We start from the raw sequence: 24,802 nt of genomic DNA on the forward strand, positions 1-24,802 counted from the left end.
ACTACAACACTCGATGACCGATATCTCGGCGAAAATACATTTGCTCAAAGGCAATTTTACCAATACCTGCATAGGCAGATGCCAGGGCAGTAGCAAAATCTGGAGCAGTTGCAGTCACATTTAACACCCTTCCCCCGTCCGTAAGAATTTGGGAGGACGCTAATTTCGTCCCCGCGTGAAATACGGTTACTCCCAAGCTTTCAGCTTCCCTAATTCCAGAGATCGGTTTACCTTTGGTGTAATTACCGGGATACCCTCCGGATGCGAGGACGACCGTAGCAGCAGCTCCTGGTTGCCATTGTAAAGGCAACATACTTGCCAAACGTTGTTCTACACAAGCAAGCATCAACTCATCCAGGGGTGTAAGTAACATCGGTAATAACACCTGGGTTTCCGGGTCGCCAAATCGACAGTTAAACTCCAATACCCGAAAATCCCCCTGGGGAGACACCATTAATCCAGCGTATAGCACCCCTCGATAATCAATTCCTCTGTTGCGCAGTGCTGCGATCGCCGCTTCTAAAACCTGAGTTTGCACCCGTGCCATTAATTCATCCGTCGCAATAGGTGCAGGAGCATAGGCTCCCATACCCCCCGTATTTTCCCCCGTATCCCCCTCACCAATGCGTTTGTGGTCTTGGGCAGGTAGCAGGGGCACAATGGTCACACCATCAGTCAGGGCTAATACGGACACCTCCTGACCAACCAAACATTCTTCAATGACCACAAAATTACCCGCACTACCAAAGGCTCCCCCAAAAATCATCTCTAGGGCATTTTCTGCCTCCGCGACGGTTTGAGCAACAATTACACCCTTCCCTGCGGCTAATCCATCAGCTTTGACAACAATCGGTACACCTTGGGATTGAATGTAGGATTTGGCTGCCGATAAATCCGTAAATACCGCTGCCTTCGCTGTGGGAATTCCCGCTTCCTGCATTAACGCCTTAGCCCAGGCTTTACTAGCTTCAATTTGCGCACCCGCCTTCACAGGTCCAAAGACCTTGAGTCCCTGGGCTTGGAGGTAATCAGTGATACCCAAAGCCAGGGGAACCTCTGGCCCAACTACAACTAAATCGATGCCATTGGTATGGGCAAAATCTGCCATCCCGGCGAAATCATCAACTCCATAGGGAATATTTTCCGCACCACTCAAACTAGCCGTTCCTCCATTACCCGGCGCACAAAAAACCCGTTCCACCCGTTTTGACTGTAGCAACTTCCAAGCGATCGCGTGTTCTCTACCACCATTTCCAACAACTAAAACCTTCACGATAACCTCGTATTTGCGTTCCTAATCACAAATTGCAGATTACCATCTAATTTTGATTTTGGATTTTAGATTTTGGATTTTGGATTAGGGTGTATAAACTATTTCCTTCTATCTCCTGTATTCTCTCAATATTCATCATTCTGTTTTTGTAGATACACAATCTGACTACGTGTATCTAGTTTACGCATAATCGTTTTCGAGCCAGGACGGGCTTGTTGGGCGAGTATACTAATTGTGAAGGTTAATCCCAGTGCTAAGAAAATTTTTTCCCACATAGCGATCGCCTCGCAGGTGTTTATTACATACCCAAGGAAGGAGTTAACATCTAGACTAGGTAATTAGCGCGGTTGGGGACAATGATTTAAAACCTGATGATTATGTGATTGATGTCACAACCATCTGCTAGAAACAATCCAACGATTTTGTCGAGACAACCCAACAATTTTATCGAAACAACCCAACAATTTCGTAGAGACGACCCAACAATTTCGTAGAGACGACCCAACAATTTCGTAGAGACGACCCAACAATTTCGTAGAGACGACCCGTCGGGTCGTCTCTACAGCAATCCAAAATCCAAAATCCCAAGTTATAATTTTTGTGCGGATGAACGTAACAAAAATTTATGAGTAACCCTGTTGTACAAGCCTTTTTTGTTGGTCGTGCGATCGCCGAAGTTTTAAGCGAGCGTACAGAACGTGCCCTTACTGATGTTTTAAGTGAGTGGGGTAAGTTGGAAGCCGAAGCGAGAGAAAATCTACGTCAGTTTACAGATGAGGTGATTGAAAGAGCGAATCGAGCAGCCCAAGCGGCAGAAACTGGTGTTTATACGACTCAGTACACGAGTGGTGAAGCACCGGGGGATATTCAAGCTAATATTGACGATTTACGGGCGGAAATGGCAACTTTACGTTCAGAATTGCAGCGCTATCGTAGTGGCAATTCGGCAGAATAGGACTCTCCCGATTCAAATTTGGTAAAAATTAATACACTGTTGGTGAAACTGGAAAGTTGAAAAAAAATCGGGATGATAGGGTAACTTCCAAGTCCCTCATCCCTAATTTACCAGTTTCGTAACGGATGGAACCACGGTGAGGGGAATAGTTGCTGTATAAAAGATAAAAGCAAAATTTACAAAGAATTTGTAGTAAGTTAAGTTTGGTGATTAGCTCAAGCACCGGCGGTACGCGAGGTATATGGAAAAGGGTTATTCGGATCAGGCATACCGTTGGAATCGCGAAAACTATTCGAGCCGACGGCGATTCATTGATATTTGGTCTTTTGTGCTGTTGTTGTTATACCGATTGTGGTTGTACAACAAAGCTTGGAGTTATCCTGGAGGGGTTAACGAAGCGAAACAAGCAGCGCGACGACGGACATTGGCAATTTGGATTCGCAACACATTACTGGATTTAGGACCAACTTTTATTAAAGTGGGACAATTATTTTCGACAAGGGCTGATATTTTTCCGAGTGAGTATGTGGAAGAATTGTCGAAGTTGCAAGACCGGGTTCCCGCTTTTAGTTACGAACAAGTTGAGTCGATTATTGAGCAAGAATTGGGACGCAAAATTCCCGAATTGTTCCAAAGTTTTGAGCCTGTACCCTTAGCTGCCGCAAGTTTAGGACAAGTTCATAAGGCTGTTTTACATAATGGGGATGCGGTCGTTGTCAAGGTACAACGTCCTGGCTTAAAAAAATTATTTGAAATCGATTTACACATCCTCAAAGGGATTGCCCGTTATTTCCAGAATCACCCGAAATGGGGACGGGGAAGGGATTGGATGGGAATTTATGCCGAGTGTTGCAAAATTCTCTGGGAAGAAATTGATTACCTGAATGAAGGTAGAAATGCGGATGCCTTCCGACGGAATTTCCGGGGTTATAATTGGGTGAAGGTTCCCAGGGTTTATTGGCGCTATGCCTCCTCACGGGTGTTAACCCTAGAATATATGCCGGGGATTAAAATCAGCCAGTATGAAGCCCTAGAAGCAGCAGGGATCGACCGTAAAACCATTGCCCGTCAAAGTGCCCAAGCTTACCTGTTACAGTTACTAGATAACGGTTTTTTCCATGCCGATCCTCACCCCGGTAACATTGCCGTCAGTGCCGATGGGAGCTTGATTTTCTATGATTTTGGCATGATGGGGAGAATCAAAGCCAATGTCAGGGAAGGCTTGATGGAAACCCTATTTGGCATTGCCGCGAAGGACGGCGATCGCGTGGTAAAATCTCTGATTGATTTAGGGGCACTTGCACCAGTGGAAGACATGAGTCCAGTACGACGGTCGGTGCAGTACATGCTGGATAACTTTATGGATAACCCGGTGGAAAATCAATCGATTGCCGCAATTAGTGACGATTTGTATGAAATCGCCTATAATCAGCCCTTTAGGTTTCCTGCTACTTTTACCTTTGTCATGCGTGCCTTTTCTACCCTCGAAGGGGTGGGAAAGGGTTTAGATCCAGATTTTAATTTTATGGAAGTTGCCAAACCCTATGCGTTTCAGCTTATGTCAGACGTAAATGGAAATGATGTTGGAAATAGTATTTTTAATGAACTGAGCCGTCAAGCAGTACAGGTTAGCAATACGGCCTTAGGATTACCCCGTCGCTTAGAAGATACCCTAGAAAAACTAGAACGGGGTGATGTGCGAATGCGGGTGCGAGCGATTGAGACGGAAAGATTGTTACGTAGACAGAGTAATATCCAGCTAACCACAACCTACGCCATTATAATCGGTAGTTTTACCCTTTCTGCTGCAATTTTATTGGTTAAAGATCATGTATGGTTAGCGGTAATCGCTAGTGCGATCGCATTATTTGTGGCATGGTTAATGGTGCGAATCCTCATGCGCTTAGACCGCTATGACAAAATGTATTAAATAACACAAAAAAACAGGCAAATTAAGTTAAATTTTCAGGTTATACAAAAAACATCTATGAAACTTCTATTTTTCGGTGCAAGCGATGTGGGATTGGTCAGATTGAGTAATCAGGATGCACATTACATCGACAAAAATGGTAAATTTTTTATCGTTGCCGATGGGATGGGTGGTCATGCTGGTGGCGAAGAAGCAAGTCGCATTGCCACGGAGGAAATACAAGCCTATATCAGTGAAAATTGGGACTCCCCCAAAACCTCACCCCAGTTACTCGAAGGAGCTTTAATTCAGGCAAATGCGGCAATTTTAGCCGATCAACACGAACACCCAGAACGGGCAGACATGGGTACTACGGTGGTTGGTGTAATGTTTCGTAACGACGAACCCTATTGTGTCCACATCGGAGATTCCCGTCTCTACCGTTTTCGCTCTGGACAACTAGAACAAATGACCGAAGACCATACCTGGGTATCCAGAGCCATTAAACTAGGGGATATGACAGTGGAAGAAGCACGGGAACATCCATTACGCCACGTACTTTCCCGTTGCTTGGGACGAGAGGAAATGCAAAATTTTGACATTCAACAACTGGATATCCAAGTTGGCGATATTTTGTTGTTATGTAGTGATGGTTTGACGGAAGAACTGAGTAACCAAGAAATAGTTTCCCAGTTACAAACTCATGGCAGCAATTTAGAACAAGCAGCCCAAAATTTGATTGAAGCCGCAAAGAGTAAGGGGGGACACGATAATATCACCCTGATTCTCGTCGCGGTTGAGGAGTAGACAGGAGACAGAGCTAGTACCCGACCAAATCAACAATGCTGGGTCGAGGTGGCAGTGACCATCCCGTTGACTTGCAAGGTATCATAAGTAAATGCAAGGAAGTATCGTAGCGATTGGGAGTCAGCCTATGCAAGCGATCCTAATTAAGCAGTGAAGAAGTTGCGAAACGTGCTTACCAAATTTACGAGGGTAGAATTCGCCAAAAAGTTGAGACAGAGGAAAATATTGGCAAAATGGTCATCATCAATATTGAGACAGGTGACTATGAAGTCGATGAAACTGGTCTCAAAGCGGCTAGAAACCTCCAGGCAAAGTCTCCCTATGCAAGATTGTTTGGAATCAGCATCGGCTATAATGTAGCCGCTTCTTTCGGTGGTGTAATGGAACGGGTAAGCAGTGATTTCCGGTATTGTGACTGAAATTTAGAGAAATTGGATCTGAGAGTCATCAGACCTGCTATTGTTCAAATATGGGAGGAATCGCAACACTGTTGTTTGATAGTGCCAAGAACCCACATAAAAAAAATATGATTCCACCCCCAAAGTGTCAGCGTTTAATTCTAAACTGGTAAGTCCTGCCCAGAATTACCTCTCGCTCTAATTTGAAGCAATCATGTCTAAGGTTCTCGTCTCTGATCCAATTGACCAGGCTGGAATTGATATTCTCTCTCAAGTTGCCACAGTGGATGTGAAAACAGGTCTCAAACCTGAGCAACTGAAGGAAATCATTGGTGAGTATGATGCATTAATGATTCGTTCTGGTACACGTGTTACTAGTGAAATTATCGAAGCTGGTACAAATCTGAAAATCATCGGTCGTGCTGGTGTTGGTGTTGATAATGTTGATGTCCCAGCAGCAACCCGTCAAGGCATAGTCGTTGTTAACTCCCCAGAGGGAAATACAATTGCTGCTGCTGAACATGCATTAGCGATGATGCTGTCCCTGTCTCGTCACATCCCTGATGCTAATGCATCCGTCAAAAGAGGGGAATGGGATAGGAAAACTTTTGTCGGCGCAGAAGTTTATAAAAAAACCCTGGGTATTGTCGGTTTAGGAAAAATTGGTTCCCATGTTGCGGCTGTAGCTAAAGCCTTGGGAATGAAATTATTGGCTTTCGACCCTTTTATCTCCACCGAACGAGCTGAACAAATTGGCTGTAAGTTGGTGGATCTGGATTTTTTGGTGCGACAAGCTGATTATATTACCCTGCATATTCCCAAAACCCCAGAGACGACCCATTTGATTAATGCCGAAATGTTGGCCAAAATGAAACCAACGGCACGGATAATTAACTGTGCTCGTGGGGGAATTATTGATGAAGCAGCACTGGCGATCGCCCTCAAGGAGGGTACAATTGCTGGTGCGGCTTTGGATGTGTTTGAGTCGGAGCCCCTGGGGGATTCGCCATTATGTGCTTTAGGCAAAAATGTGATTTTAACCCCCCATTTAGGTGCTTCGACGGTAGAAGCTCAAGAAAATGTTGCCATTGATGTCGCTGAACAAATTCGTGATGTTTTGCTCGATTTACCCGCTCGCTCTGCGGTCAATATTCCCGGTTTGGGTCCGGATGTTCTCGAAGAACTCAAACCCTACATGCAACTAGCTGAAACCCTAGGAAAATTAGTGGGACAATTGGCTGGAGGAAGGGTAGAAGCCTTAACAATTCGGTTACAAGGGGAATTGGCTACCAACAAAAGTCAACCCTTGGTAATCGCCTCCTTGAAGGGTCTATTATATCAAGCCCTCCGGGAACGGGTTAATTACGTTAACGCCAGTATTGAAGCCAAGGAACGGGGTATTCGGGTGATTGAAACTCGTGATGCAGCCATTAAGGATTATGCTGGTTCCCTCCACCTGGAAGCAACGGGGAATTTAGGAACCCATGCTGTCACCGGAGCATTATTGGGAGACGGAGAAATTCGTTTGACTAATCTGGATGGATTTCCCATCAACGTTCCCCCTAGCCACCACATGTTATTTACCTTACACCGGGATATGCCGGGAATTATTGGTAAATTGGGTTCGCTTCTGGGTAGTTTTAACGTTAATATTGCCAGTATGCAGGTGGGACGGAAAATAGTCCGTGGTGATGCGGTCATGGTTTTAAGTTTGGATGACCCCTTACCGGAGGGAATTTTGGCAGAAATTACCAAAGTTGCCGGTATCCGCGACGCTTACACTGTCAATCTGTAAATTATTAACTCAAGACCCTCAATAATTTTCCCTGTTGAGGGTTGTACGATTTTGGATTTTGGATTACTCTGCGAGAAGCCGCACTATGTGCGTCTATGGATTTTGGATTACCCTAGTACAGGTTGGCTGAAATAAACCGAGTATTAACTTTTTATCTAGTGACCATGCTCCGCGTGGTCGCTTAGTGAGTTGAAGGCTCTGCCTTCATTCACGAAGCAGGAGCCTCGCAGATTCTGCTCCCACGCGGAGCATGGGAGCGAGGGGAAAGGTAGGTGTATTTACGCCGCGCGGTATTAGTACTCCATGTCATTAATTTTGATGGGTTAAAAAAGGCACGTAGTAGCGCTAGTCTAGGGCAACCCTGGGGGTATAGCGCTTTATTTTCAAGCTTTTTCTATACAAAAGTCACTACTACCAACTCATTAGAACTAACAACACAGACCACGCTTTGGCAAGTCAACTTTGATGGGTAAAAAAGTACCTAGTTGTGCTTTAGTCGGATTCTAAAATAAAGCTTTCTCGATACTAGAGCCACGGAGTACTTGCCTACTATGCTACTCCCAGAGAAATCGGAGAACGGGAAGCTTACGCGTCTATGGATTTTGGATTGGTATTCATTTTCAAAACCTTGATTTTCCCACCCTCCTGTATTCTGTCTCCTGTTTCTTGTATTCTGTATTTATGGCAAACACTTGGTGGGAATTACAAATTGAATGCGTACCGGATTTAGAAGATTCGGTGTATTGGCGGTTGGATGATTTTGGCTGTCGGGGAACGGCGATTGAAAAAAAAGGCAATATTCGCCTGATTCGGGCTTATTTACCGGAATTTCAAGCCCATTTATTAGACCTAGCGGCTTTGGGTTTGTGGTTACGTCAAGATGCCTTGTGTGTGGGGCTGGCTGCACCTGTGTTACAATGGCAGATTATTGATGAGCAGGATTGGTCAAGTAGCTGGAAACAACATTGGCAACCCCAGGAAATCGGCGATCGCTTTTTAATTAATCCTGCTTGGCTACCTGTCCCCCATACGGATCGTTTGGTAATTAAACTTGATCCGGGTGTTGCTTTTGGTACGGGAAGTCATGCAACTACCCAGTTATGTTTGGAAGCTTTGGAAATGCGCTTCAGTGATAATAATTTTGGCTTCCAACCCCAATCACCCCAACCCAAAGATGTGGTTATCGCTGATATTGGCTGTGGTTCCGGTATTCTCAGTATTGGTGCGGTATTATTGGGAGCAAAACAGGTTTATGCAGTTGATATTGACCCTTTAGCAATTCGTTCCACCAAGGAAAATATTGTTCTCAATGGTATTCCCAGTGAGCGGATTATTGCCGATGAAGGGAGTGTGGAAAAGGTTAGCCAATTGATATCGGCTCCCGTTGATGGTATTGTTTGTAACATTTTAGCGGATGTGATTGTCAACCTCGTACCCGATTTGAGTGCGATCGCTAAACCAACTACCTGGGCCATCTTTAGTGGTATCCTGGTGGAACAATCAAAAATGGTGGCTGATGCTCTGGAACAGCAGGGATGGATTGTGGCTACCCTGTGGAAGCGGAAGGAGTGGTGCTGTTTAAATGTGCGTCGTTCTTGATGTTTAATCGGGTTTGGGGAAAAAGTCTTTTAGTCGGGTTCGGGAATGGGGAGTCGGTAGTAGGGAATAGTTTTTTATGTTTAATCGGGTTTGGGGAAAAAGTCTTTTAGTCGGGTTCGGGAATGGGGAGTCGGTAGTAGGGAATAGTTTTTTATGTTTAATCGGGTTTGGGGAAAAAGTCTTTTAGCAGGGATAGGGAATAGTTTTCAGCTTTACCCTTCCACTTTTCACAAACCCAAGAAATTACAAGTGCAAGGTTTTGAAGTCTTGTATACCCATGTGTTTGCACTTTTTTCAGCCAAATAGCCTCAACAGCTGACGATATGAAAGTCTGACTTTTTTCAGCAAGCCCTCAATAGGTTGCATAGCCATCCCTTCCTCGACGTTTAGCGAGGTTTAAGGCGGTTTCACTGTTACGAATCAAGGAGATGGCATCGGTGTCCGGTTGGGGTGGGAGAGAGGCTACACCTAAACTAACGGTGAGAACGTTGGCTGGTAATCCGCCAATTCCTGGATACTCGCAGGGGATGGCCAATTGTTTGATCTGTTCACGGATAGTGGCTGCTAATTGGGCTGCTAATTGGGTTTCTGCTGTTAATAATATCGCAAATTGTTCATCGCGATAACGAGCTAGCAGGGTAGTGGGGTCGGTTTTACGGACCGCTTGGAGACAGCGATTGATGGTGGTGGCAATTAATTGTAGGCAATTATCCCCTGCGGCATTACCATAAATGCGGTTGTAATAGTTAAAATAATCGATGTCACAGAGAATTAAGGCCAATTTGAGTTGACTGTCTTGTTGCTGTGCGTATTTTTTCCACAGGGTATTTAAATAGGTTTGAAAATAACGACGGTTGGGGATTTGGGTGACTTCATCTAAACTTGTTTGGATTCTGAGTTGCTGATTCTCCTGTTCTAGTTCCTCTATCCTCTGGTAGTTGTGGAGATGATGACGTAAGTATTGACGGAAGTATTTACGGTATAATTCGCAAGCTGGACTACAGCGATCGCTAACTATTTGGATTAATCCCAGGTTCTGTAATTTGGTGGCGATGACTGGTTCTAGGTATACTGGTTCGGAATTGAATATGACCTGTTCTAATCCGGCTGCAAGTTCCGGTTCTTCCCGTAAAATTAATAAATACTGATGCAGATACTCGCTATAAATACCTGTTTCCGTTGATGCTTGTTCCAGTAAATCCTGTAGGTATTGCTCCCTTCCTCCATCCCGTACCAGATGATACATAGCTAATCGGAGTAAATAGGGATGTCCCCCCACCAATCCCATTAACAGGTCTATATGGGAATCCTGGAGCCAATCAAGTCCGTAACGACTAGCTAAAGTTTTCACCTGCTGAGGTTGAAAATAGGGTAATGTCACCGATACACCCAAATCAATGGGAGAAGAAATTAGGTTTAAGGGAACCAGGATTTCGCTGCTGTAGACAACTACTAACCGGAGTTTTTGCCATATTTCCACCTGTTTACCCCGCTCATACCAAGATTGTAATAACAAAATCACATCAGCTGCGATCGCTGGATAGTTTAAAATCCAATCTAATTCATTCAAAATTAAAACTAAGGGTGTATCTAATTTTGCTAAAATGTGATTCTCCATCAACAGGGAACAGTTCACCTTGCTACCCAGTTGGACATGCCAACATTCCTCCAGATTCACCTTGATCCCCACCTCCCGACCAATATTTACTGCTAACCACCGTAAAAATTGATCGAGATTGGTAAATAGGTTCGTATCTGCCTGTTGTAAATCCAATGTCACGCAACGGTAGCCGAAATTTTCTGCATAGGCTATCATCCGTAAAAGTAGGGAACTTTTTCCCATTTTTCTGGGTGATTTGATACAAGCTGCTCCCCCCGGTTCCGCGATCGCGAGGTTAACCGTCTCTTCTAAAGGTGGACGGGGAATATAAAAGGGTGAGTGGAGTGGTACCGGTCCATTGGGAAATTCCCCAGGGATGGAAGCAATCAGGCGATCGCTTTGGTTTAATTCTGCTATTAGTTGTTGTTCTTTTCGAGTCAGTTGTCGCTGTTCCCAGATATCACGAAAGTTCGATTTCTTGATTTCTATTTCCCAGGTTTGACTCAGTAAATGCCACATGTTTGAAGCTACTTTACGTATTCTTTCTTCTCCGTAGTGAACTTCTTTGGCCATGGTGCTATAGGTTTTTCCCTCCCAAGTAGCACGCAGGACAAATTCCTGGAGTGGAGTTAATTTATTGGGTAGCGTTGCTGCAATTAAGCGCAAAACCTCGTCGATGGTCATGGTGGTTAGCTGGTAGGGTGCAAGGAGTTTTCTTACAAACAGTACGAAAAAAGTTGGAACTAATTTATACTGTATGCGGTGAAGAAGTGAGCTTTTTGTTCACTATAGTATTTAGTATTTATGCTCAAAGCCCAACAAACCCAAGGTGAATTGTTTACAGGATGAGCTTGTAGCTTGAGTCGCACTGATGGTTGTTCTTAGGAGAGCAAACATGCTACATTTTAGGGTTGACTTTTGGAGACTAATGTGTTTTAGTTAAAACCCAGACCGTAATTAGGTTTGCTGGGTACAAAAAGACGAAGTAACTTGCTAAAGTCACGGTAAATGTGATTTAAACAACATTTTTTAATTCTGATTAAAGAAATTTTGTAGTCATTTAGCTAAACTTGTGAGCGTTAATCACAACATCAAAAGTCACATTTGTGAGTTTACGTTTTTGCATATCCGATACAAGATAAAGTTTAGGTTCTTGCAGTCCAATTGGAAAGATTAATTTTCAGACTGATGAAATCAGAAGGTCAAAAACAATCCAAAGTCAGATTGAACGGATGGCTGATCTAATCTAATTCTGTGGGAGCTTATTGGTAATCTGGGTAGCATTTGCTGGACTTGTTGTACATTCCCGTTGTGACTAGGTAATTATGCAGATTGAAGATTCTTCTTTCCATCAGCATGGCATTGAGCAAGTGTCGAGTTATTCTTCCCAGGTTAATAGTCCATATTTACATTCCCCTTCCCTCGAAGTCGTAAATCGGTTAAATGGTGAGGGTTTCCCTGCTTTATTAGCACAAGGATTATTGGTCAAGTCAGATTGGGGTTTTTGGCATTGCTGTTTAGAGCGAGGTACGATTGAATTTGATCTTGACTGGAGAAAAATTTCCGGTCATCCAGACTTACCATCGACTCGACAAGAGTTTGAGATCCAATTTATCCATCCGGATGATGTTGGATTCGTTCGGGAGGTGTGGAGTAAATGTTTGACGGGGGAAACACCTACTTGTGAAACTATTTATCGTCTGCGAACACTCAACCAACAAAACTTGGTCGTACGGGAACGCTTAAAGGTCTGTCAGTGGGATCAAAATCTTCAACCCCTCCAGATGATGGGTAGTCAAGAAATCTTTCATTTGCGGAAAGAGGTGGATGTTACGGATAACTTATTAACACGCATTCGCGCACAAGTTGCCTGTCATGGTAGGTTTGATAGCATGTTGCGTAGTGTTTGCGAGGATGTACGAGCTTTTTGTGATGCAGATAGGGTTGTAGTTTACCAATTATTTGCGGGAGAGAAAAATATTGTGGCATCTATTGCCAATGCTTCTCCATCGTTATCGGAACATATTCCCATCAATTCTTTTCCCCTTAGTGAAGAGGATATGAAGTTCTTTTTGGAGGGGGGAATGATATTTATTGATGATGTGGCAACAGCGCGGATCAATTCCCTGCAAATGGATTATTGCCAAAAACTACAGATCAAAGCCTGTGGCATTGTTCCCATCTTAGAATATCCGGTGCGGGAAACGGAAAGTCCCTCTCAACCGCGTCTATGGGGTTTGCTGACGGTGCATATCTGTTGTGACTCCCCAACCCAAAAAGGCAAAAAAACTCCACATATATCACCTAGCTTACCAATTAATCAGACTGAACACAAGAAACTGAAGGACTCCCATATTACTTTGTCCAACTTTCCCCGTAGGATCGTTAGCACCGACATCCAGACTAGCTATAAATGGTATCCCCAGCAAATTAAAACCCTCAAGCAGGTCTGTAGCTTAATCGGAATTGCCCTACAAAAGAAACACCTCACTCAACACCGCGAAAACGCGATCGCAACTTTGCAACTAACCCAAGTTCGAGAAAAGGAGTTACAAACCCATCTGGAACAGTTGCAAAGGGAATTAGAACATTACAAACAAAAACTTATCCAGACGGAACAGTTTGCCCTTCTAGGTCATCTAATCCAACAGCTAGTCAGCGAAATCCACAATCCCATCGCTTTTCTCTACAGCACCCTCACACCCGTTAGTCAAAATGCGGAGGATTTAATTCGTTTGTTGGAACTGTACCAACACCACAACCGTCTTTCCCCAGACCTAATTGCAGCTAATCATCTCCCCAATCTCGATCCGGATTTCCTCAAAACCGAACTACTCAAACAACTGTGGTCAATGCGTGCTGGTAGCGATCGCCTACAAACAATCACCAAAGCATTACAGGAGTTTATCACACCTCCCCATGCGAAAGTTTGCAAATATGACCTTCATGCAGGTATTAACAGCAGTCTAACGATTCTACAACATCGTCTCAAAGCCAATAATCAACGTCCAGGGATTCAAATAATTAAGGATTTTGCCGAATTACCCCTAGTCGAATGTTATCCCAGCGAAATTAATCAGGTGTTTATCCACCTCCTCCATAACGCTATTGACGCAATCGAGGATCGATTACAATCCGATTACTCCTTTGCTCCCACCATCCGTATCCGTACTGCAATCCATCGCAGTCATCTATCGGTGGTTCCTTCCTCATCTAGCGATCGCCAATCTGTAAAACAGAAAATCACAGTTACTATTGCTGATAATGGAAATGGGATTCTTCCCCACATTCAACGACGTATCTTTGAACCATTTTTCACGACGAAAGCAAATACCCAAATTCGCGGTTTAGGATTAACAATTTGTAAACATATCATCGATAAGCACATCGGAAAAATTCGCTGTACCAGTCAATTTGGTCAAGGTACAGAGTTTTTAATTGAATTTAATCCCACCATCCGTTAATTTCTCCCCATTTCTCACAAAACCCCTAGAAGGAAAATCAATCCGTTGCTTAAAGCTTACAACTTACTCGTGAGAAATACAGGATTTGACTAGTTGTAATTCACTTGGGTTGCTTTGGGAGGTAATTCCTACAAGAATAATGATTCTGTTCACATCCCCTGATTAATAATCAAAACGACGAGAAACTGGACTATCTAAATTGCCAAAATTATCCTGGGGTTCAGGTACATAGCTAATAGCTAACTGCTGGCATTATATCTATAAAAAATCAATAAAGTCAATTGCCAAACCTGATGCATCATCATGGGTTTTACCCCCTATTTTATCACCTCAATTGGACTGGGGAAGATAATTTATTCTTGTAGTTTATTTTTTGGAGAAACCTAATCTCAAATACTTGTATAGTCAATCCTGCAAATTTATGCAAAAAACCCAAAATTAAAGCTGGAAATGTGAAATATCTGACTTTTCCCTCTTCACTATTTGCTGCATGATTTCCAACATAAATTTCTTCCGTGACATAAATTTTACTTATCATTGATTGCTTTGCGTACTAATCAATTAATATAATTATTTCTTTAGATTTCCATGAGACTCTTAAAAACTGATGTTGCTACATCAGGCATTATCCTTAATTTCATCGTGTTTTTTGTGGTAATTGTCATCATTAATACTAGTCTTGTCACAAATAGTGCTTGTATTTGGCTTGAATTTCTCATTTTGATGTTAGTTTTTTAACAATAAATCCTGTTGATATACATATTGCCATATTTAAAGAGATTTATTCTTATAACATCCGTAATTTCAGTAATTTTTATGCCAATTTTTACCCATCAATTTCCAGAAGTTAGAGTATAATTTAGCAAGCATATTTATTTACAATACTAACCCCTGAATACAACAGCTATTGGTATAAAAATAATCTTATCTCCATAAAAAATACTAGTATTTCCTATTTGCTCATACCGCAATAAAGCTTGCTGAGAAAAGGTTTCATGGATTTGTCCTATTACACCAGCGCTGAAACTGTTATAGATTTTATATATCTTCGATTATTGTCAAACAAAGCAATTAATGATTATTTGACACACACAAAATAAAACAAATAGTATTTTTATTGAATAAAAATGACACAGTAGCTAGTTAGTTCATCAAAAATTTATAAATATTTAACGGTTTTTTTAATAAAAGCTGAAAACTTGATACGCTAGATATATAAACTGTGAAATAGGGGGCAAAAAACGACCCAATATCGATTTATGTCGTGTCAACAAAAAGTGAATTTAAAACCGATGAATAATAAGCAAATTGAAGAGATACTCAAAGCAATAATTGCTGGCAAGTATTCCTGGGCTTGTGTCTTGATTTTGCGGTACAATGGTTACGAACCGTTGCATTATATTCCCTACCGCACCTATATCCGTTTACTCAAAGACAACTACCAATTTGAGCAATCCCATTCCCATTTAGTGAAAACAGAAAGCTAAGATTTAAATCAACGCGTGTATTAGAACTACTCACACTGCGAGATTTTTGGTACATCAATCAGCAACACTCAATATTTAGTTAGTTAAAGAAAACGTGAATAGCGAAATCAATGCAGTGGTCATATCTTTATCGCGTCATTTCCCGATTCGGCTGGTGTTACATCCCTTAAATTCAACCAAATATCGATTCTGTGTTTATTCAGTCAGTAGTGGGTTTTCCAACCTACTATTTTTTTGTTAAAATACAGCATTAACCCCAATTGCAGTTGACTGATAAATGCAATCTTCCCTTACTCCATCCCCACCCAAACGTCCACATCAAGCGATCGCAGCGAAAATATTTCATTGGCTCAACATCATTGCCATTTTCGTCATGGTCACCAGTGGATTGCAGATATACAATGCCAACCCCGTCTTTGGTGGACGTAGCGGGATCCACATCCCTACGATTTTCACCCTGGGAGGTTGGTTAGCGGGTGGTAGACAATTGGCATTTTGCCGCAATGTGGTTATTTAGTTTGAATCTGATTGCTTACGGGTTGTATATTCTCTTCACCCGGAGGTGGAAGCATCGATTTGTTGGTCAAAACGATATTAATGCATTGCAAAAGAGTAGTAATCCCAAACGTCTTCATTACGCTTGGCATCGATTGGTGTATACTACAATAATTCCCATTCTTATTTTGTCCATTTTCACAGGAATGGGGATGTACAAACCAGCGCAATTTCCGTGGATAGTAGAATGTTTTGGTAGTTGGCAAGCGTTGCGCATCGTTCATTTTGCCTCTGTACCAATCATCCTATTATACGTGATTATTCATCCCCTGCTTGCTCGTAAGTCTGGTGGGGAGGTTTTAGTGGAATCGATGTTTTGGTAGTTGGTTGACAGTTAGTGGTTAACTACTTCAAGTATACTTTTTCAATTAATCACGCGAGTACTCCTACAGAGAGAGCTAGCGACGATAAGTGATAAAGTCTGAAACTCTTGTCCAACATTCTTCTTAGGAGATAGGAGTTTTTAAAAACCTTCTAGTGTATTGAGAATCAAATCAACAAACCTGGAATCAACCAGCTATGGTCTTTGTTATTAACTAATAAATGAGGTTACTTTGGAGCCGAACTTCTAAAATCATGGATTTACAAGGATTGTAGCGTTTATTATTCGTAATTTAACAAAGACGCGATATATCGCGTCTCTATATTTTGCAAGGGATTGAAGACATTTTAGTCGCACAAAGTGTAAACAAATGCTGAAAAAAAACTGGCATTTGTAATTTTTTGGGTCTTGTGAAAAGTGGAATAGTTGGGTTAAAACTATTTCCCTACAGACGCAACATGTCGCGTCTGTCCCTGTTCCCGACCCTCACGAAAAGACTTTTCCGCAGAGCCTAAGTACATCAAAGAAACTTTCTTAAATCAAATTCTTCCCCCTGATGGGTGGGAAATCTTTCCCCACTCAAAATCAGCAAAATCCGTTCCGAATAATCCACAGCACCCTGTAACTTCTCCTGTAGTATCTCTAAACCTCCGTTAGCATACTCTTCAAAAATCACCTGTAAACCTTTACCTTCCCCATTACCAGAGCTAGAGAGAACCTGGATATCTTCAGTTGCGGTAATTCCAACTTGCTTGATGAATAAATCGTATCCTCTGGAGACAAATATTTCCATTCCAATCGGACCTGGTTCCCGTCGAGATATTTCCCCTAGGGGAACACGTTGTTGGTATTTTACCCCTAAAGCCGCAGCAAATGCGATCGCATCTGCAAAGGTTAAAAATGGGCCATTTCCACCGTCGATCGTCGTCAGTGATTTTACTAACTCAGCTTTATCTTTGGCTATGCGAATCCGACCTGTTTCTAACATGGTGCTACACCCTATAGGAATGATTGCGTTTATAGTCATCAAATATTCAATATTCAAGCGGAAATATAATCAGCCAACATTTTCTCTTCTACCCGGAGAGGATATTGATGTTGATGCTGAATTTCGAGGATTTCCGTATATTCAAATTGATTTACACTTGCTTGAACCAGAGGATAGGTAACTCCATTGACTTCCATACTATCGACTTCGCAATCTGGTTTGGAAGAATAGTAAACTAGTACGTATTCACGAGCAACTCGATGGGAAATTTCCGTTTCCACTTCTCCTCTCCACTGGGTTTTTGTTGCTAATATGACTAATTGATTTGCCATCTCTGGCATAATTTTAGCGATTTGCCGACGGTAGTGTTCGTCTAGACTCCCAAAGGGAGAATCCATAATAATCGGAAAAGTACTACTTTCGGGGAGGGTGAGCATTTTTTGGTTTTCGCTCCAATCACGAACTCGGTCGATAATCGCGCTAATAAATGACAAGCTGAGGATTTGGTTTTCTCCTGTAGATGCTGCTACGGCTATTTCTTGACCGGATGTATTTTCTACTAAGGTGAGTTCGTATTTATCACTGATTTTCGGAATATAGGGTGCAAAGGAAATTTGCTGAAAAATTTCCTGTACCCGTTGTTCGAGTTGGATACGAAAGTATTTCTCTTGACGATTTTTAACTTGGTTGAGACGACTAATTGCGTCTTGGGTCGCTTGAATACGATGCTGGGTTAATATCTGTCGATCTTCCTGTAATTTTTGCTTATTAATTTGTTTTTGAAGGGTTTCTATTTCTTGATTTAAGTATGTAATTTGCTGTTGATTTCTTCCCTGTTCGAGGGTAATGTCACGAATTTTAACTTCGATGTTGTCTAGTTGGGTTTGTAAATCGCGAATTTCTTGATTCCCATCTTGTCGTAGACGTTCATTAATGCTATCTATTTCTGATTCTAATTGGGAAATTTGTTGACGTAATTCGGCGACATGAATTTGTTCTCTATCGATTTGCTGCCAAAAGTCCTGCGCTCGACTTTCTAATTCATGGATATGGTTTTCAATTTGAATAATAGTAGTTTCATTTTGAGCAGATACGGCAGTTTCTAAAAGTTGGATGATTTGCAAGTAAGCTGGATTTTTTGGTATTAAATCTGCTCCACAAATACATTTTTGCTGATGAATTAAGTTTTCGATGAATTCTCTAGATATACCGGGATTGATTTGATTTTTTTGTTTGAATTTGGCAATAAATTCTCGAAACTTAAGATGTAGTGATGGTAATAAAACTGTATATCCTTGACTAGAAATTAGACGTTTAATTTTTTCGCGGCTTTGGAAGAGTTCTGTTTGCTGCTGAGATTTTTGTTTAACTAAAGTTTGCCGACGTTCCTGTAATTCTTTGGTGACACTTAAAGATTGTAGTTGACTATATATTTCTTGTTTTAGTACCGCATGTTCTAATTGTTCTTGTTCAATTTGTTGTTGACGTACAATTAATTCTGATTTTTCTGATTCTAACTTAGTTTGGGTAGTCAGTATTTTTTTGATTTCAATATCACCAATTGCAGCTAACTCATTTTCTAGACTTTTCTTGGCTTCTCCTAAATGACGAATGGAGCGATTGATGACTTCTACTCCTAACAGAATTTTTGTCGCTTCGGCAATTTCTGCTTTTTTATCTGACCTCACTATCTGTTCAATTCTTTCACCATCAAAGAAAAAATATTGGTGCAAATTACTGGGTAAAATTTGATTAATAATGTCTTCTGGTTGCTGTCTGGGAAAAGACCATCTTCCATCTTCTCCGGCATATTGCATAAATAACTCAGTCTTACCGATTTCAATCTGATTATTTGCATTCGCTACCGGATTCTCACTTTTGAGTTTTCGACCGCGAATTCGCCGCTTTAACCGATAATTTATATTATCATGTTCCCAGGCTAATTCTACCCAAGCTTCAACTATTTGTCCGGCTTTAGCTTCATGGATAGCACGTTTATTAATTAGTTGTTCACTGGAGGCAAAAGCTGCACTAAATTTTTCGTATAATACCCAAGTAAATGCATTCAATAAATTGGTTTTACCAGACCCATTATTACCATGTATAATGATTGTATTTTGCTGACCATTTCCTGATAAAATCACTTCCGGTGTCATCCCATAGAAGGAGCGAAAGTTATATAAACGAATTGATTTTAGTCTCATTTTACAGCTTCTTTGATAATCAATAAAATATCATCGTTGATATGACTAAAGCATTTTTGAGCAAGGCGACGTTTTTCCAGTTGCCAGACTTTTTCAATAATTTCCTTCACCTCTGGTGGTGCTGTGTTGATGGGTTCCATCACGTCATTTTGGTCGGTTTGCATAGGGAAAAATTAGCTATTTGGATAATCGGCGATCGCATAATTTATCAATGCACAAAAGACTCATATGAAAAGTTTTTCAGTAATCGCTTATTTTGTCACATTCAGGAGTATTATGGAAGTTAAGCAGTATCACTCATACATTTAATAATTGATAATTTTGATGATTTTTCCCATGGGTTTTTAAGTCCAAAATTAAAAGCTTTATCCTGAAGAGGATGTTTAAAAAGTGTCAATCAACACTTGATTAATATCGATTCTCTTTTATTTTGAAACAAATGAAACTCGAATAATCAACGGTTATAGCTCCTGATATGTCGTAACCATTAACATAAATGATATAAGCACTTCTTGGAGACAGGGAAATAAGCTCAAACAGTATATTTATCGTTAGAAACAGACGCGACATGTCACGTCTCTTGATAAAATATCTTCCTAAAAGCGAATTTGCAAACAACCTCTAGGAATGAGGTAATATCTGACTGAAAAAGTCATTCTTACTTAGTGAAAATTTATAAATTACCCCTACTTTGGTCTTCATGTCAGTAATGATGCTTTTATCTGAAAAATTTATCCTAAGATAACTTAACCATATCCCAATATAAAAATCGCCAATGACTCCAATTCCCGACACCTGTCCCCCCAATAGCTGTTTTCTATCTGAAATCCAGTCTACTTCGATAATATCCATTATTTCTCCATAAATATATCGAGATTTTTAAATATTCTTTGAATAAAGATAAATAATTAAATAAAATTTAAAATTAACCAGATAAAAATCTCAGTGAATTAAACCAAATAATCACCTAAACCATAGCGGTGATGAATATCTATAAGTTGGCTGGTGCAAGTGTCTGCATTCACCGCAAGGTTAGCAAATTCAATTAAGCGACGTAATTCCTTTTTGAGTAAATTGCGTTCAAACTCAAAGGTTTGTCTATCCAGTTCTGGAGGCATCACAATCATATCAAAAATCGTGGCATAATCCTTACCTGGATGGGGACGCAACACCCGACCACGACGTTGAATAAACTGACGGGGATTCGTGGAACTTGCAAGGATGACTGCGGTTTGAATTGCGGGTATATCCACCCCTTCATCTAAACAACGAATTGCTACTAGTCCCTGTAATTCCCCTTGCTCAAACTGTTGCCGTAGGATTTCGCGATCGCGTAATCTAGTTTCCGCCGTGTAGGTACTGACTCGATACCCCAATTCTGTCCCCAGGATCCGGGTGACTTCCTGCAACTGACGTAAATGTAAGTTGCCCCCTGGTTCTGGAGAACCATCACTACAGTAAAATAAGGTATGGGTAGTATGCCGTCTCTGTGCCATTAATTCCCGTAAAGCCACTAATTTATTTTCGGCAACTCCAACCAAACGCGCGCGCTGTACCAGTAAAGTTGTCAAATCCTGACTGCGCTCCCAATCATCCATACTAACACTATCGCGATCGCGGGTTAACAGTATCCGACCAATTTTTTGGGTCAGTTTTGCATAGATCCGACTCTCCTCTGGAGTCAACTGGATAAATAGGGGATGATAATAATACGGAACTAAAGCCTGTTGAGCGATCGCGTCTGCTAAGGTTAATTCTGGCTGTAAAACCTCACCAAAATATTCAAATACCGATTGGGTTCCCTCCTCATCATAATGACGTTCCGGCGTTGCCGACAATCCTAACCGTAAACCAATCCTCCGGGGAAGGGACTCTTCTAACTTAGGTGTACCTAAATTATGCACCTCATCGCCAATAATTAAAGTTCGTTCCGGTAAATAGGGAATCTGGGACTGAAACCCCTGACTCAGCAAAGTTTGATTCGTCGTCACCACCGCTAAAAACCGTTGCGCATCGGTGCGGACATTATACAACTGGGTCGCTAACTCACTTTGCCAACTGCGTACCCCCTCAAACGCCAAAATTGGTCGCAAATTAAACCGTTGACACTCCCTCCCCCACTGTGCCACCAAATGGCGAAACGGACAAACAATTATCACCACCTGCAACTGAATTTGCTGGTACAATTCACAGGCGATCGCTAAAGCTGTAATTGTCTTCCCGCTACCCGTGGCCATCTTCAATGTACCGCGTCCATTGTTACCAAACCAATTCGTCACCGCTTGACGCTGATAGGGTCGCAATTCCAACTCCCCAGGTATTTGCGGACAACCCGTCACCGATTCCACTTGATAAAAACCCCGTGTTTCCCCAAGAAATGGAGGTTTTAAATTAAACACGGGTACTTTCTGTGGTTGATTTTGAGTTAGATACATTTTTGATTTAGACACCCATTAAAGAATACAGGGGATAGGAGATAGTACATAAGTAATTAAGTTAATGGATTACTTATTTCCTTACCATCCCCTGCTCCCTATTCCCGACTCCCGACTTCCTAATTATAATCTCGCCAAACGGCTACCAAAGAACCTTGTACATCCACATCCGTTGCAGGAACTTCAATGGGTGTATACTTCCGGTTAGCTGGTTGCAGAGTAATGCGATCGCCGCTACGATAAAACCTTTTTAAAGTTGTACCATGTCCTTCCACCCTCGCAGCCACAATTGTGCCATTCTTTAACAAATCGGGTTCGGAAACTGGACGCAAAAACACTAAATCGCCATCGGCTATCAAATCCTCAATCATACTGTCCCCATTCACCCGCAAAGCATAGGTCTTTGGTGGTAAGGTCATATTCGTCAAATCAACGGTATCCACCGCATCGGTAAACGGTTCGATTAAACCTCCCGCAGCAATACTTCCTAACACCGGAACCCCATTTTTCGGAGGATGCAAAATCCGAATGGTTCTCGCTTTCCCCTCATGCCAATCAATATAACCCTTATTACGCAAATGCTCTAATCGACTTTGAATCGGTGCTGGCGATTTTAATTTCATTGCCTGCATCATCTGACGAATTGATGGCGAATATCGATGCTCGCGAATATATTCAACCAACCAATCGTATAACTCTTGTTGTGCTTGTGTTAACTTTTCCATAATTGATTTGTAAGGAAGACAAAATACAAACCCCTAAAAACATTTGTACTACATAATTATCCTTACAGACCACTTATTGTTGGAGATTTTGAATCAAATTAACAAATTAAAAAAAGTGTGATTCATTGTGATTCATTAAGTGTTGGGTAGTTGACGGAATTGACAAGCCTACTCAAAAAATCTGTAAGGAAATAAATGTTAGTTAATGAGTTAGTTAATGATTTACTCATTGATTAATAGTTTATAGCAAAAGCAGTATTTATGTTCTGAATTTGGGAAAAAGGGTGTAGACCCGCATTTCTCACAAAACCCTAAAACTCATAGGAAATAGTCCGTGACGGGAGTAGAAGGAAAATCAATCCGTTACTCAAGGTTTACAACTTACTTGTGAGAAATCCCGGTAGGGACGACCCGTCGGGTCATTTCTACAGGGAGTCGGGGGAGCAGGGGAAATCAGTAATCAATGATCTGAATACCGATCTCCTGTATTCTCTCTCCCCTATTCACCCTGTGGTGACTGATGAACTTGGGTAGCACGTAGCATTTGTGTCATCTGTCCTAGGGAGTATTGAAGTTGGGTTCCAGCATCAACAGCGACCCAGCCATTGGGGGTGAGTTGACGGACTTCAAAATGGAGGTGGGGTCCGGTGGAAGTACCGGTGTTACCAACAAGACCAATAATTGCCCCTTGTTGCACCCATTGTCCTGGTTGGACAAAAATTTGGGACATGTGGCCGTAAAGGGTTTGCTGGGCGTTATTATGGTTGATGGTGACGGTTAAGCCGTAACCACTGACATAATCAGCGATTTCCACCTGTCCGTTAGCAGCTGCAACGATGGGTGTACCGATGGGAGCGCCGATATCAGTACCGGAGTGAAAACGGCGATCGCCAGTGATGGGGTGAGTTCGCCAACCGAATAAAGATGTGATCGGTGCGGGAATGGATAGGGGGAAAATAATACCTGTGGGGTTATTTGCGATTGTGCCTAGACGCGCAGTGTAGGTAATTTGGGGCAATGCGGAGGCTAGGGGGATATCGTATGTCACCTGACTTGGACGGGGTGCAGTCAATGTGGCATTGATGGGTAGCGGTAGTATTCCCCCTTTAGGAGCAATGGGTGTGGAACTGACGGTGGTTTCGGGTGTGGGGATGAAACTACTGGGTGCGGGGATGAAGCGATTGGGGTTATGCTTAGTAACTGGTTGCTCTGGACGCACAGGTTGATGTCTGAGCCGTTGTGGTGTGTAGGGGATGATTTCCCTGGGTTTATTGACCGCAATGGTTGCAGACCGGGTTCTGCTGAGGGCAACTTGACGGGGATGAATCGGATTATCTGTTGCAACTCGCACATTTTCGCTTTTACGTATCCACGTGGGTGGAAGATTATTTTTCTGAGTAGGTGCGGGTTTGGTGGTGTTAGCAACCACTGGTACTTTTCCACAAAGACTGGAATTTGCGCCGAGAACCCGACATTCACCGGAACGCGATCGCACAACAACTGGAGTGGCTCGATCTAGATGGGTGTCGGGCTTAATTTTATACTCAGTGGGGTCGAGATAGACGTTATTGTAATCCCTGGTTGATTCCCTATTGCTGCTAACTGGATTATTTTCACCATCAGCATGAGGATTTTCTCTTAAGGACCTGATTACTGGTGCTGATTGTGGCTGACCTGCATTCCCAGAAATTCGTGAAGTTTCCGGCTTGACGTTGCGTGTATCATGATTTCCCGTCACTGCTAAGGATGGTAGGGGACGAGATGGGGCAGTATTTTTTGGTTGTTGGGGAGACTGATTTACCAACCGTTCTCTCAATCTGGTGATGGGTTTTTGTGGCTGTGTAGCGGTATTTTGATTAAGTCGCTCCCGTAAACGCGTCCGTCTTTGGGAAAACTCCACCTGGGGATTGCTAGCTTCTGGTGTTGTTTTCTTGAGCCGTTCTATCGAGGGTGATGGAACTGGTTTGCTATTGACCGGCTGAACGTTTTCTGTGGTGGGTACAATATTATCAATAGCGGCTTCCGTTTGAGCATAGACAAAACCACTACTCAGTAAACTGAAACTACCCAACCAACAAAGTCCTTGAGCAGGTATACTTCGCTTGTATCCTGAGAGTGATTGATGACGAGTCGATTTGTGTTCTTGGGTCATTGTTCAACCGTTATTTTGTCTAAAAAACTTCTGAAGATGATGGATAGGTAGCCATTTGAGGTTCGGAAATTCCCATTGTTGAGGGTTGACTGTTAACCGTTAACCGTCAAAAAAGCTTACCAACCCAGCCATCA

At 42.1% G+C, this 24,802-nt stretch carries 16 protein-coding genes and 2 pseudogenes; 9 read left to right on the forward strand and 9 right to left on the reverse strand.

All coding sequences use genetic code 11. From position 1 onward, the window contains the following. Position 1: 1 nt before the first annotated feature. Positions 2-1,273 carry a phosphoribosylamine--glycine ligase gene (gene purD / locus CDC37_RS16365; protein WP_096623202.1) on the reverse strand — a complete coding sequence of 424 codons (1,272 nt, stop codon included), beginning with the start codon at positions 1,271-1,273 and terminating at the stop codon, positions 2-4. A 125-nt stretch (positions 1,274-1,398) separates the two neighbouring features. Further along, on the reverse strand, positions 1,399-1,548 hold the full coding sequence (locus tag CDC37_RS24445; RefSeq protein WP_157780767.1) for a hypothetical protein: 150 nt from the start codon (positions 1,546-1,548) through the stop codon (positions 1,399-1,401). Between the two features lie 350 nt (positions 1,549-1,898). Between CDC37_RS24445 and CDC37_RS16370 the strand changes: the two genes are divergently transcribed. From CDC37_RS16370 to prmA, 6 genes and pseudogenes are all read left to right on the forward strand, one after another. Continuing rightward, positions 1,899-2,228 carry a DUF6825 family protein gene (locus tag CDC37_RS16370; protein ID WP_096623204.1) on the forward strand — a complete coding sequence of 110 codons (330 nt, stop codon included), beginning with the start codon at positions 1,899-1,901 and terminating at the stop codon, positions 2,226-2,228. A 241-nt stretch (positions 2,229-2,469) separates the two neighbouring features. Next, positions 2,470-4,158: an ABC1 kinase family protein gene (locus CDC37_RS16375; protein ID WP_096623206.1), complete on the forward strand. Its 1,689-nt coding sequence runs from the start codon at positions 2,470-2,472 to the stop codon at positions 4,156-4,158. 57 nt (positions 4,159-4,215) lie between these two features. Continuing rightward, positions 4,216-4,944 carry a Stp1/IreP family PP2C-type Ser/Thr phosphatase gene (locus CDC37_RS16380; RefSeq protein WP_096623208.1) on the forward strand — a complete coding sequence of 243 codons (729 nt, stop codon included), beginning with the start codon at positions 4,216-4,218 and terminating at the stop codon, positions 4,942-4,944. Positions 4,945-5,071: 127 nt separating this feature from the next. After that, a pseudogene (locus tag CDC37_RS16385) lies at positions 5,072-5,363 on the forward strand (hypothetical protein). Positions 5,364-5,556: 193 nt separating this feature from the next. Further along, the gene (gene serA / locus CDC37_RS16390) at positions 5,557-7,137 is read left to right on the forward strand and encodes a phosphoglycerate dehydrogenase (protein WP_096623212.1); all 1,581 of its coding nucleotides are present in this window, start codon (positions 5,557-5,559) and stop codon (positions 7,135-7,137) included. 681 nt (positions 7,138-7,818) lie between these two features. Beyond that, a complete protein-coding gene (prmA, locus tag CDC37_RS16395; RefSeq protein ID WP_096623214.1) occupies positions 7,819-8,736 on the forward strand; it encodes a 50S ribosomal protein L11 methyltransferase in 918 nt (305 codons plus the stop codon). A gap of 352 nt (positions 8,737-9,088) precedes the next feature. On the opposite strand, the gene CDC37_RS16400 is transcribed toward prmA, so the two are convergent. Beyond that, positions 9,089-11,020 carry an AAA-like domain-containing protein gene (locus CDC37_RS16400; protein ID WP_096623216.1) on the reverse strand — a complete coding sequence of 644 codons (1,932 nt, stop codon included), beginning with the start codon at positions 11,018-11,020 and terminating at the stop codon, positions 9,089-9,091. 641 nt (positions 11,021-11,661) lie between these two features. Between CDC37_RS16400 and CDC37_RS16405 the strand changes: the two genes are divergently transcribed. The 3 genes and pseudogenes from CDC37_RS16405 to CDC37_RS16420 all read left to right on the forward strand — a co-directional run bounded on the left by CDC37_RS16405 (position 11,662) and on the right by CDC37_RS16420 (position 16,165). Continuing rightward, positions 11,662-13,800 carry a GAF domain-containing sensor histidine kinase gene (locus tag CDC37_RS16405; RefSeq protein ID WP_096623218.1) on the forward strand — a complete coding sequence of 713 codons (2,139 nt, stop codon included), beginning with the start codon at positions 11,662-11,664 and terminating at the stop codon, positions 13,798-13,800. Positions 13,801-15,059: 1,259 nt separating this feature from the next. Beyond that, the gene (locus CDC37_RS16415; RefSeq protein ID WP_096623222.1) at positions 15,060-15,287 is read left to right on the forward strand and encodes a HetP family heterocyst commitment protein; all 228 of its coding nucleotides are present in this window, start codon (positions 15,060-15,062) and stop codon (positions 15,285-15,287) included. Positions 15,288-15,564: 277 nt separating this feature from the next. Continuing rightward, a pseudogene (locus CDC37_RS16420) lies at positions 15,565-16,165 on the forward strand (cytochrome b/b6 domain-containing protein). Between the two features lie 519 nt (positions 16,166-16,684). Here CDC37_RS16420 and CDC37_RS16425 read toward each other — a convergent pair. The 6 genes from CDC37_RS16425 to CDC37_RS16450 all read right to left on the reverse strand — a co-directional run bounded on the left by CDC37_RS16425 (position 16,685) and on the right by CDC37_RS16450 (position 24,668). Further along, positions 16,685-17,152: a DNA phosphorothioation-associated protein 4 gene (locus CDC37_RS16425; protein WP_096623224.1), complete on the reverse strand. Its 468-nt coding sequence runs from the start codon at positions 17,150-17,152 to the stop codon at positions 16,685-16,687. 53 nt (positions 17,153-17,205) lie between these two features. Beyond that, on the reverse strand, positions 17,206-19,356 hold the full coding sequence (locus CDC37_RS16430) for an AAA family ATPase (protein ID WP_096623226.1): 2,151 nt from the start codon (positions 19,354-19,356) through the stop codon (positions 17,206-17,208). Beyond that, positions 19,353-19,520 carry a hypothetical protein gene (locus tag CDC37_RS24750; protein WP_172892791.1) on the reverse strand — a complete coding sequence of 56 codons (168 nt, stop codon included), beginning with the start codon at positions 19,518-19,520 and terminating at the stop codon, positions 19,353-19,355. The genes CDC37_RS16430 and CDC37_RS24750 overlap by 4 nt, the downstream gene beginning before the upstream one ends. A gap of 786 nt (positions 19,521-20,306) precedes the next feature. After that, complete coding sequence (locus tag CDC37_RS16440; protein WP_096623230.1) at positions 20,307-21,791, reverse strand: DNA phosphorothioation system restriction enzyme; 1,485 nt, start codon at positions 21,789-21,791, stop codon at positions 20,307-20,309. A gap of 119 nt (positions 21,792-21,910) precedes the next feature. Continuing rightward, entirely contained in the window at positions 21,911-22,516 is a 606-nt protein-coding gene (gene lexA / locus CDC37_RS16445) for a transcriptional repressor LexA (protein WP_096623232.1), read from the reverse strand. A 499-nt stretch (positions 22,517-23,015) separates the two neighbouring features. Beyond that, positions 23,016-24,668, reverse strand: coding sequence for a M23 family metallopeptidase (locus tag CDC37_RS16450; RefSeq protein ID WP_096623234.1), 1,653 nt, complete (start codon positions 24,666-24,668; stop codon positions 23,016-23,018). Positions 24,669-24,802: the final 134 nt, after the last annotated feature.

The sequence above is a fragment of the Calothrix sp. NIES-3974 genome, from assembly GCF_002368395.1.
GTDB lineage: Bacteria > Cyanobacteriota > Cyanobacteriia > Cyanobacteriales > Nostocaceae > NIES-3974.

Bases quoted from the DNA above. Each gene is read 5' to 3' on its own strand.
- CDC37_RS24445 (WP_157780767.1), bottom strand. From the start codon at position 1,548: ATGTGGGAAAAAATTTTCTTAGCACTGGGATTAACCTTCACAATTAGT.
- CDC37_RS16370 (WP_096623204.1), top strand. From the start codon at position 1,899: ATGAGTAACCCTGTTGTACAAGCCTTTTTTGTTGGTCGTGCGATCGCC.
- CDC37_RS16375 (WP_096623206.1), top strand. From the start codon at position 2,470: ATGGAAAAGGGTTATTCGGATCAGGCATACCGTTGGAATCGCGAAAAC.
- CDC37_RS16380 (WP_096623208.1), top strand. From the start codon at position 4,216: ATGAAACTTCTATTTTTCGGTGCAAGCGATGTGGGATTGGTCAGATTG.
- serA (WP_096623212.1), top strand. From the start codon at position 5,557: ATGTCTAAGGTTCTCGTCTCTGATCCAATTGACCAGGCTGGAATTGAT.
- prmA (WP_096623214.1), top strand. From the start codon at position 7,819: ATGGCAAACACTTGGTGGGAATTACAAATTGAATGCGTACCGGATTTA.
- CDC37_RS16400 (WP_096623216.1), bottom strand. From the start codon at position 11,020: ATGACCATCGACGAGGTTTTGCGCTTAATTGCAGCAACGCTACCCAAT.
- CDC37_RS16405 (WP_096623218.1), top strand. From the start codon at position 11,662: ATGCAGATTGAAGATTCTTCTTTCCATCAGCATGGCATTGAGCAAGTG.
- CDC37_RS16415 (WP_096623222.1), top strand. From the start codon at position 15,060: ATGTCGTGTCAACAAAAAGTGAATTTAAAACCGATGAATAATAAGCAA.
- CDC37_RS16425 (WP_096623224.1), bottom strand. From the start codon at position 17,152: ATGTTAGAAACAGGTCGGATTCGCATAGCCAAAGATAAAGCTGAGTTA.
- CDC37_RS16430 (WP_096623226.1), bottom strand. From the start codon at position 19,356: ATGAGACTAAAATCAATTCGTTTATATAACTTTCGCTCCTTCTATGGG.
- CDC37_RS24750 (WP_172892791.1), bottom strand. From the start codon at position 19,520: ATGCAAACCGACCAAAATGACGTGATGGAACCCATCAACACAGCACCA.
- CDC37_RS16440 (WP_096623230.1), bottom strand. From the start codon at position 21,791: ATGTATCTAACTCAAAATCAACCACAGAAAGTACCCGTGTTTAATTTA.
- lexA (WP_096623232.1), bottom strand. From the start codon at position 22,516: ATGGAAAAGTTAACACAAGCACAACAAGAGTTATACGATTGGTTGGTT.
- CDC37_RS16450 (WP_096623234.1), bottom strand. From the start codon at position 24,668: ATGACCCAAGAACACAAATCGACTCGTCATCAATCACTCTCAGGATAC.